Genomic DNA, 12,643 nt, shown 5'->3' with positions numbered 1-12,643 from the left:
TTTTACACGCCCCCTTCATCATCGGCATATACGTGAAGAAGCGTATCTTCAGGCTTCGGAAATGGAGCCAAGTCTGCAGATTCCGTCGCTTCTTTGATCTCCAGGTTTAATTGCGCAATCAGATCCTGATCGCGTGCTTCGTCCCAGAGCCCGCAGTCGACCAAATAGTTCTTAAAGCGGGCGACGCCGTCTTTCTTCCAGTTCTCTTCGACCTCTTCTTTTGTCCGGTACGCCAAATCGTTATCCGATGTGGAGTGCGGAGACAAACGGTACATCATGGATTCGATCAGTGTTGGACCTTCTCCGCGAATCGCACGCTCACGCGCTTCCTTTACGGCTGCATAGACCTCGAGCGCATCGTTGCCGTCCACTCGAATGCCAGGGAATCCATAACCGAGCGCGCGGTCGCTTACCTTCCCGCTAATCTGTTTATGAAGCGGCACCGAAATGGCGTATTGGTTATTCTCGCACATGATAATGACAGGAAGTTTGTGAACGCCCGCAAAGTTGCAGCCCTCGTGAAAATCCCCCTGATTGCTTGAGCCCTCGCCAAACGTAACAAACGATACAAAATCCTTCTTCTGCATCTTCGCCGCCAGTGCGATACCCACTGCATGCGGAAGCTGTGTGGTTACAGGGCTGGAGCCCGTCACAATTCGCAGGCGTTTACTGCCAAAGTGTCCAGGCATCTGCCGTCCGCCGCTGTTCGGATCCTCTGCCTTGGCAAAAGCCGACAGCATCAGTTCGCGAGGCGTCATGCCCACTGCCAATACAAATCCATAGTCGCGGTAATAGGGTAAAAAGTAATCTTTCTCCCGGTCGAGGGCAAACGCAGCAGCAACCTGACACGTCTCCTGCCCGATCCCGGATACGTGAAAATTAATTTTGCCCGCACGCTGCAGCAGCAGGTTGCGCTCATCGAATTTTCGCGCCAGCACCATATATTTGTACATGTCTAGCACTTGTCCGTCGCTCAGTCCAAGCTGCTCATGCCTATTGTTGTTTGCCATAACCGTTTCATGTTCTTTCATGGAGATCCCTCCTTTATGTGAGCCATGACTTCAGGCTTGATCCTTCGCGCCTTGTAACCTAAGTTTAAAGGCGTATTTGATCAAGTATTAAAACCTGGTACTAAGACTTGGCTTAATGTTATTATAATCCCTTTCTCGGCAAAAAGAAATGAGGGATTCCACAAAAGGATGTACTTATCCTTATAATCCAATGGCTCGTCCATCCACCGCAAGCATCGCTTCACCGATGATTTCGGATAAGGATGGATGGGCATGCACCGCCGCTCCCACTTCCCATGGAGTCGCATCCAGTACTTGCGCCAGTGCCGCTTCGCCGATCAGCTCCGTAACATGCGGACCCATCATATGCACGCCCAGAATATCCTGCGTCTTCTGATCGGCAATAACCTTCACGAAACCCTCCTTCGTTCCGTGGATCAAAGATTTGCCTATCGCCGAGAACGGGAATTTTCCGATCCTGATCTCATGTCCGCGTTCTTTGGCCTGCTTCTCCGTTAGTCCGACACTGGCTACCTCATGACGGGTATAGATGCAGCGAGGGATCCATTCGCTTCTGTAGGCTTCCGTCTTCTCGCCTGCCAGATGGTTCACCGCGGCTATCCCTTCGTGGCTTGCTGCATGGGCAAGCTGAAGACCCCCGATGCAATCGCCGATTGCGTAAATATGGGGTTCTGTTGTTTGCATATTGGCATTCACCACGATGACGCCGTTCGCAACCCGAACGTCGGTATTTTCAAGCCCGATATTTTCAGTGTTACCGATTCTCCCGACAGAGAGGAGCAGCTTGTCCGCTGACAATGTTCTGGTATCGTCCTTTTGCTCAATCGTGATGGACACGCTTTGATTCCGGATCTCACAGCTATCGGTTTGAATGGAAATGTTGGTGATAACCTCTACGCCTCTGGCGGTGAGCATCTTTGTCAGCTCCCGTCCAACTTCCTCGTCTTCGGCTGGCAGCAGATGGGACGAAGCTTCAACAATCGTGACCTGAACGCCAAAATCATTCAGCATCGAGGCCCATTCCACGCCGATTACGCCGCCTCCTACGATGATGATGGATGCAGGGAGCTCATCCAGTTGAAGCGCATGGTCGCTTGTCAGTATATGTATGCCGTCAGGCTCTAGCCCCGGTAAGTGACGCGGACGCGAACCGGTTGCGATGATCAGATGAGTGGGAACCACGGTTTCCATCTCGCCGTCCGGAAGCTCAACCGCCACTGCCCCGCTGCGCGGAGAGAAAATGGACGGGCCGATAACTCTCCCTTTGCCCTGCACGACGGTAATTTTATTTTTGCGCATCAAATATTGAACGCCCTGGTGCAGCTGAGCGACGATACCGTCTTTACGCTTCTGTACTTTGTCAAACGCTAGCCGGACCCCGTCCGTCTCGATGCCATAGCTCTCGCTATCCTTCATTTCTGCATACAGCTCGGCACTCCGAAGCAAAGATTTGCTCGGAATACAGCCGCGGTGCAAGCAGGTCCCCCCCAGTTTGTCCTGCTCGATGATGACCACATTTTTACCAAGCTGGGCTGCGCGGATGGCCGCAACATATCCACCGGTTCCCCCGCCAAGAATTGCTACATCACATGTTATAGCCACAAACGGCACCTCCATAATAAGTCCAGTTTTACACTTTCATTGTACTCTCTTTTTTTCGGATTACAAAATCAGCATCCATAATGGAAATAGACATTGCCCTATGAAAAAGGTATGATAAACGGTAGTTCATTACATCAGTCGCAGGAAGGAATCTTCTATGAAAATGTTAATTTCCCGCTTTATTGCCATCTTGATTTTGGTTATCCCGGGTTTTATGGCAATGAAGGGTTTCTTAATGATGAAAGATGCGGTTTTTCTATATATTTCCGTTCATGGGGATGACAGTGTGGCAAACCCCGCTTTCGGTTGGCTATCTTTTCTAGGCGGGCTGGCTCTGTTTGTCATTGGTATCGGATTCTTGGGCGGCTGGATTCTGTTCCGGGACCGCAAGCGAAATTACGTTGGACCAAGATTCAAAAAGAAGCGCCAAGCGCCGAAATCAGGAACGCCATCCAAAAGCTAATCCTATCAAAAAAACACCGGGGAGCCCTCCCCGGTGTTTATCATATGTTCTGAACTCCGCCGTTTATTCCATCAATGCATCCTTCAGTTTACTCGACATTCTCGTTTCTCTGGACGTCGCTTTCAGCGCGGTTTTCCGCAGATTGAAATTTTGCTTCGTTAAAACTTCCAATTCGTCATACATCGCATGGATTAACGTCAGGGCTTCCGGAGATAAGCCTTCCATGGCTTCTACCTCTCGAATACGCTCTTTCCATGCTGCCATCTTGTCGCTCATGCTGATCTTCCTTTCAGGGCACTTCCCTCTATCTTTCTTCTAAATGATAATGATCCTGCCGCTTTCGCTAGCGAACCTTCAAATCGGCGGACAATTCAGCAATCAATTTCGGCATCCAATCGTGCAAATCCCAAAATTTAAAGCCGGCAGCTGCCGCTCTGGCATGATCCATCGTCCAATCTCCCGGAATTCCGAACGGGGACATGTGGTCAGGTGCTGCGGAAGACTGCAGCGGTGCCGACCTTCCAACTTCCTGCTGGATCTGGCTCATCAATTCCCGGACCGAAATCGTTCCGCTGGAGCAAGCATTGACTGGGCCCTCCAATTGAACTTGACCTGCCCATTCCAGGAACGCAGCCGCTTCCTCGGCATGCACAAACGAGATTTGCGCGTCAGGATCAGGCAAACCAATAGCTTCTCCGCTGGCTGCATGCTCAATATGAAAATGCAGTCTTCGCGTATAATCATCCGGTCCCAGCACAATCGGCAGCCGGACAGCGGTAACGTTCAGGTTGTGGCAGCCGAATAATACCGCCTCCGCCTGGCGCTTGCCTTCCTTATAGCTGTAGTCCCTGCTTTCGTTCATCATGACAGGGTATCTGTAAGGATCAAAGTCCTCTTCCCTCACCGGATGATCCGCAAAATCATAGACCGATAACGTAGAGGTCAGCACGTATTGTCCAATCCGTCCGGCAAAGATGTCTGCAGCTTGTCCCGCTTCTTCCGGAGTATAACATATATTATCATACACGATATCAAAGTCCTGGCTTCCCACTGCCTGTTTTAAACCTTCCGGATCCTTTCGATCCACGGTAAGCCGCGCAACGGCACCCCCGAATGAATCCTGGTGATGTCCGCGCGTTAAAATCGTAACGGCATCGCCTTTAGCCAGCAGCCGGTTAACCAGCCTTTTACCGAAAAAGCGGGTACCGCCCAATACTAATATCTTTGCCATTTATAATTCCTCCTTACCGGGAAATAAGAATATCGTTAATAGTACCGTACTTTATACATCCTTAACCATTTCATAAAACGATCAGTCCTCTTTTCTCCATCCATATCGAAGACTCCTTCTTTTTTCCTATTTTATATTATGCTGCTTATCTCCTGTAATGTAAAAAACCGACCAAGCTGTTAAGCTCAGTCGGTCTGATGTTTGTAAATCGATTCGTTCTATAACCCCAATTACAAATTGCATCATAGCTTGGAGACCGGTTCATCATCCGCTCTCGGCACCCCGAAATTCGGCGTCCCGTCCTCGTTCCACCGGATGACCTGTACGCGCGTATGCCGATTCGGATCATATAGAGGATCGCCCACAATCTCCTTGTAACTTCTTGCATGGTACACCAGAATGTCCTGCGAGCCATCCTCGGAAATCGTGAAGCTGTTATGCCCTGGTCCATATTGGCCATTGGCTTCCGATGTCGTAAACACGGGTACTGGCGACTTGACCCAGGAGCTCGGATTCAGCAGATCACTGTCCTCATCGGCTGTCAGCAGCCCCATCGCATAATTGTGGTCCGTGGCGCTCGCGGAATAGGTCATGAATATTCGCCCGTTTCGCTTCAGAACGGCGGCCCCTTCGTTCACAAGATACCCGATCTTCTCCCAGTCGTACTCAGGAACCGAGATGCATACCTGTTCCCCTGTAAGGGTCCATGGATTTTCCATCAATGAAATGTACAGATTGGAATTGCCTGGAATGCCCGGATCTTTCTGAGCCCATACATAATATCGTTTGCCTCTATGCTCAAAGGTTGTTGCGTCCAAGGCAAAAGATTCCCACTTCGTGATCACTTGCCCCTTCTCCACCCATTCCCCTTCGAGCGGGTTCGCCGAAGCGTTCTCCAGTACGAACATGCGATGATCAAACAATCCGTCCCTCGTTTCTGAAGTATGGGCAGCGGCGAAGTACACATACCATTTGCCATCCATATAATGGATCTCGGGTGCCCATATGTTGGCACTCATCAGGCCTGACTCATGCTTGCGCCAGATCGTAATTCCTTCAGCATCCGCAAGCCCATGTATCGTTTGCGAGCGTCTAAGCTCAATACGGTCATACTCCGGCACGGAACCGGTAAAGTAATAATAACCATCGGTATGTTTATAGATCCAGGGATCAGCCCTTTGTTCAATCAGGGGATTTTTTATATATAATTCAGACATGGTGACGACTCCTATACCTTATAGTTTGACTTCCGCTAGCTTTCTATTTTTAAATGTTTCTTTGAATCCAATCTTCTTGCTATCCTTTGATGCCTGCGTTTAAGTTAATCGACTGCACAAAGTATTTCTGGGCAAACAGGAACAACAGCAGCGTCGGAATGATGGCCAGGATCGCAGAACCCATCAATTGTCCGATCATGCGGTAATTGCCGTAAATGTCCTGTAACAACAGCAAACCTGCTGTGACCGGCATCTTCTCCACATCGGTATACACGATGACGGGCCAGAGGAAATCATTCCAGGAACCCGTAAATGAAAACAGGCCGCATACAATCAGTACAGGTTTCATGAGCGGCAAAATAATAGAGTAATAGATTCTAAAATCTCCCGCTCCATCCACGCGTGCCGATTCATCCAAATCCTTGGGAACGCCCATCATGAATTGTCTGACCAAAAAAATGTTCCCCATCCCGGCCAAACCGGGAATGATCATTGCCCAAGATGTATTAACCCATCCCAGCGCATCAATGATTTTATAAGACGGGATCAGATTCACTACCCCAGGAAAGAAGGATATTCCAAGCAAGGTAAAGAACAAGGTATCTCTTCCCTTAAAGTTCATGCGCGAGTATCCATAACCTGTAATGGAAATGACAACGATCACGAGCAGCGTATGCATCGTTGCAATAAACACGGAGTTCATCAACCAGCGCAGAATGGGCGCGGTCGACGTGTTTTGCAGAATCGTGACATAATTATCAAAAATCCAGCTATCGGGCAGCAGTCTGAAACCGCTGGAAACCACCTCAGCCTGGGACCGAAAAGATGTGGTAATGCCAAATATGACCGGAATTGCCCATATTACACACAGGATGATCAGAAATGCGTAAGCTATATATTTTGACACGCTTATGTTGGATGAAGCCTTCTTCGGACCAGAGCGACCAAGCTTGGAATCCGCGTTTACTTCATGTAGTACCGGGTTCGACATTGCACAGTACACCTACCTTTTATCGTTTCCGTCGTTTGCAAGCTGATCATGCCGCTAGGACGCGTTTCGGTTCATCACATAATACTGAAGGGCTGAAATGACGAGAATGACCAGTCCGAGCAAAACCGCCATCGCGGATGCCATACCCGCAATCGATTCCCCGTGACCGAAGGCCAGCTGCCGGATATACATCATCAATACCGTCGTGCTCTGTCTGGGTCCTCCGTCCGTCATCATTAATGGCTGACCGAATACGTTAAAGGCTCCGGCTGTCGTCATAACAAAGGTATAGATCAGCGGAAAACGAATGGAAGGCAGTGTAATGCTTGAAAATCTGCGGACAGGCCCCGCTCCATCTATCTCGGCCGATTCATACAAATCCTTCGACACTCCGCTTATGGAAGCCCGGTAGATAATCATGTTGCCACCGACTCCGCCCCACACCGTAATGACAATGATAATCAGCCAGGCATAGGGCTGGTTGGCTGCCCAGACCGTTTCTGAGCCGAAAATATTATTCGTAATCCCGAGCTGCTTATTGAAGATTAAAGACCAGATCAGTGCCGCTGCGGAAATCGAGATGAGTCCGGGAATATAGAGGATGGACTGAATCACATTTTTCATTTTCACTTTTTTGTGTTCCAGCGATACGGCAATCATTAACGGAATGATGATTAATATAGGGACGCTTAGCACAACAAAGATGAGCGTATTTTTTAATCCATTCATAAATTGGGTATAGAAGGTAGACTCCGTGTCAAACAGAATCGTTTTATAGTTGGCCAAGCCAACCCATACAGGGTCATTAATCAGATTCCATTGCGTAAAGGAAGCATAGATCCCGTATAGGGTCGGCAATAGAATAAATACGATAAAAAGTATCAGATGGGGACCTACAAAGAAATAAGGCGTCAACGACTTCTTATTCATACCCTTTCATTTCTCCTTTGGAAAAGAAAAGTGTCTTCTAAGGAAGGACACTTTTCTTTTTTTCAATCTGCTCTGCTGTTATTTACTTTGCAGCACTGTTGCCTTCCGCGATTTTATCCTCTACAAATTTCTGCATCGTCGCCAGGGTCTCGTCGATATCGACATTGCCTCGTACGATATCCGCTGCATATGTATCCACAGCCTCCGCTACGTATGGATAGTACTCGTAGGTGTAAATGTACAAGGATTCGATTTCTTTTTCGTTGGCGGTAAAGAATGACTGAATATAATTACCGTACTCCGGGCTCTCAATGACCTGTTTACTCGCTACAATCTGTCCCGCTTTTGCCCACTCAATCGAGTTTTGGCGAATGAATTCCAGGAACTGGCCGATGGCCTGCTCTTTTTCATCCGTTCTCTTATCGTTCTTCAGCATGGAGAATAAGTGCGAAGAGGCCCGGTTCGTATACTTATCAGCACTCGTCGAATAAATGTTCGTAACGCCAAAGTCCAATCCATCGACGGTTGCGTGTGCCGTCGAGCTCCATGTGCCGTCTGTGGAAAATAAAACGTTTCCAGATTGGAACATCAGATAGCCGTCCTCACCAAAAGGGGTCATCAAGCCTGCATCCGATATTTTCTTAATCTCCGTAAATGCTTGCTTCATGGCTTCTGTATTTACGGCCGGCTTGCCGTCTTGTTGAATGTCGCCGCCCAGGTTCTGGATTTGCGCCAGCACAACCCAGCCCAACAGAGCGTCATTGATCACGTAATCGCCTTCATCCAGCTTGCCTTGCAGCGACAAAATTTCATCAATGGTCACGACATCATCATCAAGGAAGCTTTCAACATTGTATTTTTTGAGCAAATTTTTATTGTAATACATCGCATTGCTGTGAATATCAAGGGGTACTGTATATTGGGTGCCCTCGACGTTTCCAGTTGCCCAGGCCTGCGGCAAGTAATTATCCGCTTTCAATTCTGGCTGAGCTTGCATGACTGCCGTCATCGGCTCCAACACACCTTGCTTAACGAAGCTAGGAACGCGGTCTGCGTGAATAATGGACAGATCAGGAACGCCTTTGCCTGAATTCAGGACGGTAGAAATTTTTGTATACATATCCGAAGTAATCACGTGCTTCACTTTATATTCAGGATTGGTGGCGTTGTAATCTTTCACTAGCTGATCCATGTAAGCCCCGTCATCACCTGTCAAAGGCGTCCAGAAGGTAATGGTGTTCTTGTCCCCGTTGCCACATCCCCCTAGTACCGCTACCGCTAACAATACAAGTATTAGTGAAACCCCCATTTTTTTCTTCAACAAACTCTCCTCCTATTACTAATCATTTGGTTAATCATTTACCGACATGGATCATGAAAACGATTAACTTTGGTTCAGTATACACTCGTTTTGAAAACGGTGTCAATAACATATATATAAATCTTTGTTACTTATTTTTAGTTTAATTAACATTTACATTAATCATATAATTGAAAATTTGTTGTATTAAATGCTTAGATTTATATACAGGTTAATAAAGCATGTGTTATGATGCATATAAGTTAATGAACCTGGTTTATGAAAAACTTGTTGAAAGAAGTGGTCATATGCAATTGGAAATAGACAAGTCATCGCTTGTGGTTTACGAGGCTTTGGCCAGCGAAGTTCGAATCAAGATTATTCAGCTGCTCTCCAAAAACAAAATGAATATCAAAGATTTGGCCCAAGAACTTCAAATCAGCAGTCCGATTGTGACAAAACATATTAAAAAGCTCGAAGATGCAGGCATTATCCGGACAGAAAAAGTACCGGGAAAATCGGGACAGCAAAAAATATCGATCCTGAAGGTGGATCATATCGAAATCAACTTCCCGAAAAAGATTTTTCATTCCTTTGCTTCATATGAGGCATCCGTGCCGATCGGGCATTACACGGACTATGACCTGAAACCTACCTGCGGCCTTGCTACCGAGAAGGAATTTATCGGGCGGGTTGACGAACCCAAATACTTCATGGATCCCAAGCGTGTGGATGCAGAAATCCTGTGGTTTACGGAGGGCTTTATCCAATACAACATCGCGAACTTCCTTCAAAAGGATGAAAAGCTGCAGCAGTTCGAAATCAGCTTGGAGATTTCCTCGGAATTTCCTTTTTCCAATGATGTTTGGCCTTCCGACATCACGTTCTCCTTAAACGGGATCGAACTTGGGACGTGGACAAGCCCGGGGGATTTCGCGGATACGAGGGGGAAGTATACGCCTGCATGGTGGCCGCACAACATCAACCAATACGGTCTGCTAAAAACGATACGAATTACAAGCCATGGTACTTATATCGATGGCGACCCGCTCTCTGCCGTCTCCATAGATGATTTGGATGCAACCTGTGATCGCTGGACCTTTCGAATTGAAGTGAAGGAAGATGCAAAGCACGTGGGAGGTGCCACATTATTCGGCAAGAAGTTCGGAAACCACGAGCAGGATATCCAGTTCAAAATGTATTATCTGTGAGGCCAATCGAAGGTAGATAACACCGAAGATTGTTCACCTGTTAAGTTACCTAAATAAAAACAAACCAGCCGGATTAGCGGCTGGTTTGTTTTGCTCAAAGTCCATGGCAAACATAAAATCACTCCTTCACAGATTACGACATCGCAACCAATAAAGGAGTGATTTCAATGTTCCGCGCAAGTAGACATTCAGGATAACCTCTTTCATTACCCTAAATCCCTTCCTCAGTCCTTACCCTTTCAAGATACCTTATGCTCAATTCTCAGCTTGTCAGCGACCATCGCGATAAACTCGCTGTTGGTTGGCTTGGATTTGCTGATGTTGATGGTGTAGCCGAACAGATGCGAGATGCTGTCGATGTTACCGCGTGTCCAGGCCACTTCGATTGCATGACGGATCGCACGTTCCACGCGGGAAGGCGTTGTTTTGAATTTCTCTGCGATTGCCGGATACAACGTTTTGGTGATCGCACCAAGAATTTCGATATTGTTGTATACCATCGTAATGGCTTCACGCAAATATTGGTAACCCTTGATATGAGCAGGGACACCAATCTCATGGATAATCGAAGTGATATTCGCGTCCAGATTTTTGCCTTTGCCCATGGGAACCACATTGGATTTCATACTTGTAAATGAAGCGCCTGACGAAATGCTGCTGGACGAGCCAACGAGTTGACGAATACGGCTGGCGAGCACCTCCATATCAAACGGCTTCAAAATATAATAGGAAGCTCCCAATTGTACGGCTCGCTGCGTAATATTTTCCTGACCAAATGCCGTAAGCATAATGACTTTCGGCTGCGGAGACAAATTCATATCGCGTAATCGCTCAAGTACGCCAAGGCCGTCCAAATGAGGCATAATAATATCAAGGATCAGCACATCCGGTACTTTTCCCGATTCCTCAATCATGCTCAGTACTTCTTCGCCGTTATAAGCGATTCCGGAAACCACCATATCTTGTTGATCCGAAATGTATTCACCAAGCAGGTTTGTAAACTCACGGTTGTCGTCTGCCAATAATACCTCGATCTTTTGCAATTCGTGCTCCTCCTTTATCAGATCAGTTGTTATTTTAGAACATTTTCTTGTGTATAAAGTTTTCGACATGCTTATTTAAATTCCTTCTGTCGAAAATTATTTTTCTTTATTTTTTTTGAAGTTGATTTATAATTAAATATTTTGTTTCAAATTAATCTCTAATTCGTTATTTTACGACAAAAAATCTCAAGGCATTAACCTGCCTTAAGATTTTGAGGAGTTGATTCTGTAGATTGTAGTATGCCAGAGTCCTGAAGCATCCATTCAATAAAGCATCCATACCCCGATTTAGGATCATTAACAAAAACGTGCGTTACCGCTCCAATCAGCTTGCCATCCTGAACGATCGGACTACCGCTCATGCCTTGTACGATCCCGCCTGTCTTCTTAAGCAATCTCGGGTCGGTGATACGAAGCACAAGCCCTTTCGTTGCAGGAGCATCCTGCTTGGACACATGAACAATCTCCACTGTAAAGCGTTCAACATCCTGCCCTTCAACGACAGTTAAAATCTCTGCCGGTCCTTCCTTGACCTCATGGGATAAGGCTACGGGAATGGGCTCCTGATACAGACCGTGTTCAGGAAGATTATTCATTTTACCGAAGATGCCAAAATGGGTATTGCGCTCGACATTGCCCAAAATCTTGCCGTCTTTTGTGAAGGTGGCCCGTTTTTCCCCCGGCTCGCCTTCTTCACTTCGACTAATGGATGTAACGTTGGACTGAACAATCTGTCCGCTTCCGACATCAATGGGTGTTTGAGTATTCATATCGGTGATAACATGGCCTAAAGCTCCATAAACTTTCTGATGAGGCGCATAGAAAGTTAAGGTTCCTACCCCTGCTGCAGAATCACGGATATACAGACCAAGACGCCAGCTTTGATCTTCTTGATCATATGCTGGACTCAGTTTTGTTGCCATTACTTTGCCGCCCCGCTTAAAGGAGATATCCAGTGGCTTATTAGCTTTACCAGCCTTCTCGACGATATCAGCAACCTTAGTCACATCATTAAGCGGCATTCCATCCATCGTGGTCAGCAGATCGCCAACCTTCAAGCCAGCTGCTTCTCCAGGAGACACTTTAGCACCGTTTTGAACGCGTACCAGATGATGTCCAACGACCAGTATACCGGAGGATTTCACTTTGACACCGATGGTTTGGCCTCCAGGAATGACCTTGAGCTCCGGGATCACCTTCACATGAACTGTCTTCAGAGGAATTTTACCAAATAATTTCAGGGTTACTTCCGCATTTCCGCTTTGCTGGGGGTTCAGCTGCAGTGGATGCTTTAGCGATACTTGAAGTTTTGACTCGCGGGAGCCGTTAAGCTGCAGGACATCCGGGCGATCAACTGAAGCGAGGGCTTGAACTGGCATGGCTACATCAAGGCGGGACTGCTGACCGGAAATCAATCTCAGCTCATTAGGCAATGAAGCAAAAGACTGGACTGGATCAGCGGTTCCAATGAAACAAAGAAGGAAAGCAAGAACGAAACCGAGCAGTTTTCTCCTGAGGTTGGGCTTCAATGGCTGTCACGCTCCCTTTTTCTTCTTTCGCTTGACGAAAAGGTGGTCGCCAATTGCGTACCTTTAAGTTACCCTGCCCTTAAGGATTTATAACT

Annotated in this window: 12 protein-coding genes; 2 read left to right on the top strand and 10 right to left on the bottom strand. The window is 47.1% G+C overall.

Annotation, left to right across the window (positions count from 1 at the left end; translation table 11 throughout):
* Nucleotides 1-2: 2 nt before the first annotated feature.
* Nucleotides 3-1,031, bottom strand: a complete 1,029-nt coding sequence (locus tag BJP58_RS30960) for a thiamine pyrophosphate-dependent dehydrogenase E1 component subunit alpha (protein ID WP_194541885.1) — start codon at nt 1,029-1,031, stop codon at nt 3-5.
* 180 nt (nt 1,032-1,211) lie between these two features.
* On the bottom strand, nt 1,212-2,633 hold the full coding sequence (gene lpdA, locus BJP58_RS30955; protein WP_194541884.1) for a dihydrolipoyl dehydrogenase: 1,422 nt from the start codon (nt 2,631-2,633) through the stop codon (nt 1,212-1,214).
* Between the two features lie 157 nt (nt 2,634-2,790).
* On the opposite strand from lpdA, the gene BJP58_RS30950 reads away from it, so the two are divergent.
* On the top strand, nt 2,791-3,096 hold the full coding sequence (locus tag BJP58_RS30950) for a DUF2627 domain-containing protein (protein WP_071223872.1): 306 nt from the start codon (nt 2,791-2,793) through the stop codon (nt 3,094-3,096).
* A 63-nt stretch (nt 3,097-3,159) separates the two neighbouring features.
* Here the strand turns inward: BJP58_RS30950 and BJP58_RS30945 are convergent, their stop codons facing one another.
* The 6 genes from BJP58_RS30945 to BJP58_RS30920 form a co-directional block, all read right to left on the bottom strand.
* Complete coding sequence (locus tag BJP58_RS30945) at nt 3,160-3,372, bottom strand: hypothetical protein (protein WP_194541883.1); 213 nt, start codon at nt 3,370-3,372, stop codon at nt 3,160-3,162.
* A gap of 67 nt (nt 3,373-3,439) precedes the next feature.
* On the bottom strand, nt 3,440-4,327 hold the full coding sequence (locus tag BJP58_RS30940; RefSeq protein ID WP_194541882.1) for an NAD-dependent epimerase/dehydratase family protein: 888 nt from the start codon (nt 4,325-4,327) through the stop codon (nt 3,440-3,442).
* Between the two features lie 242 nt (nt 4,328-4,569).
* A complete protein-coding gene (locus BJP58_RS30935; protein ID WP_194541881.1) occupies nt 4,570-5,544 on the bottom strand; it encodes a glycoside hydrolase family 43 protein in 975 nt (324 codons plus the stop codon).
* Between the two features lie 79 nt (nt 5,545-5,623).
* Nucleotides 5,624-6,535 (bottom strand): carbohydrate ABC transporter permease, encoded by a 912-nt coding sequence (locus BJP58_RS30930; RefSeq protein WP_194541880.1) that lies wholly within the window; start codon nt 6,533-6,535, stop codon nt 5,624-5,626.
* 54 nt (nt 6,536-6,589) lie between these two features.
* Entirely contained in the window at nt 6,590-7,465 is an 876-nt protein-coding gene (locus BJP58_RS30925; protein ID WP_194541879.1) for a carbohydrate ABC transporter permease, read from the bottom strand.
* An 82-nt stretch (nt 7,466-7,547) separates the two neighbouring features.
* Entirely contained in the window at nt 7,548-8,789 is a 1,242-nt protein-coding gene (locus BJP58_RS30920; protein WP_194541878.1) for an extracellular solute-binding protein, read from the bottom strand.
* Between the two features lie 284 nt (nt 8,790-9,073).
* On the opposite strand from BJP58_RS30920, the gene BJP58_RS30915 reads away from it, so the two are divergent.
* Nucleotides 9,074-9,976 carry an ArsR/SmtB family transcription factor gene (locus BJP58_RS30915; RefSeq protein ID WP_194541877.1) on the top strand — a complete coding sequence of 301 codons (903 nt, stop codon included), beginning with the start codon at nt 9,074-9,076 and terminating at the stop codon, nt 9,974-9,976.
* A 239-nt stretch (nt 9,977-10,215) separates the two neighbouring features.
* Here the strand turns inward: BJP58_RS30915 and spo0A are convergent, their stop codons facing one another.
* Together spo0A and spoIVB are read right to left on the bottom strand one after the other, a co-directional pair.
* Complete coding sequence (spo0A, locus tag BJP58_RS30910) at nt 10,216-11,019, bottom strand: sporulation transcription factor Spo0A (RefSeq protein ID WP_194541876.1); 804 nt, start codon at nt 11,017-11,019, stop codon at nt 10,216-10,218.
* 194 nt (nt 11,020-11,213) lie between these two features.
* Nucleotides 11,214-12,548, bottom strand: a complete 1,335-nt coding sequence (gene spoIVB, locus BJP58_RS30905; protein ID WP_194541875.1) for a SpoIVB peptidase — start codon at nt 12,546-12,548, stop codon at nt 11,214-11,216.
* Nucleotides 12,549-12,643 lie beyond the last annotated feature (95 nt).

Source organism: Paenibacillus sp. JZ16, assembly GCF_015326965.1.
Taxonomy (GTDB): Bacteria; Bacillota; Bacilli; order Paenibacillales; family Paenibacillaceae; genus Paenibacillus_AQ.
Note: the sequence above shows the minus strand (reverse complement) of the source record. Positions and strands in the feature narration are given on the sequence as shown.

Excerpts from the sequence above, each read along its gene's own strand:
- BJP58_RS30915 (WP_194541877.1), top strand. The coding sequence starts at position 9,074 with ATGCAATTGGAAATAGACAAGTCATCGCTTGTGGTTTACGAGGCTTTG.
- BJP58_RS30935 (WP_194541881.1), bottom strand. The coding sequence starts at position 5,544 with ATGTCTGAATTATATATAAAAAATCCCCTGATTGAACAAAGGGCTGAT.
- BJP58_RS30960 (WP_194541885.1), bottom strand. The coding sequence starts at position 1,031 with ATGAAAGAACATGAAACGGTTATGGCAAACAACAATAGGCATGAGCAG.
- BJP58_RS30950 (WP_071223872.1), top strand. The coding sequence starts at position 2,791 with ATGAAAATGTTAATTTCCCGCTTTATTGCCATCTTGATTTTGGTTATC.
- BJP58_RS30945 (WP_194541883.1), bottom strand. The coding sequence starts at position 3,372 with ATGAGCGACAAGATGGCAGCATGGAAAGAGCGTATTCGAGAGGTAGAA.
- BJP58_RS30940 (WP_194541882.1), bottom strand. The coding sequence starts at position 4,327 with ATGGCAAAGATATTAGTATTGGGCGGTACCCGCTTTTTCGGTAAAAGG.
- BJP58_RS30930 (WP_194541880.1), bottom strand. The coding sequence starts at position 6,535 with ATGTCGAACCCGGTACTACATGAAGTAAACGCGGATTCCAAGCTTGGT.
- BJP58_RS30925 (WP_194541879.1), bottom strand. The coding sequence starts at position 7,465 with ATGAATAAGAAGTCGTTGACGCCTTATTTCTTTGTAGGTCCCCATCTG.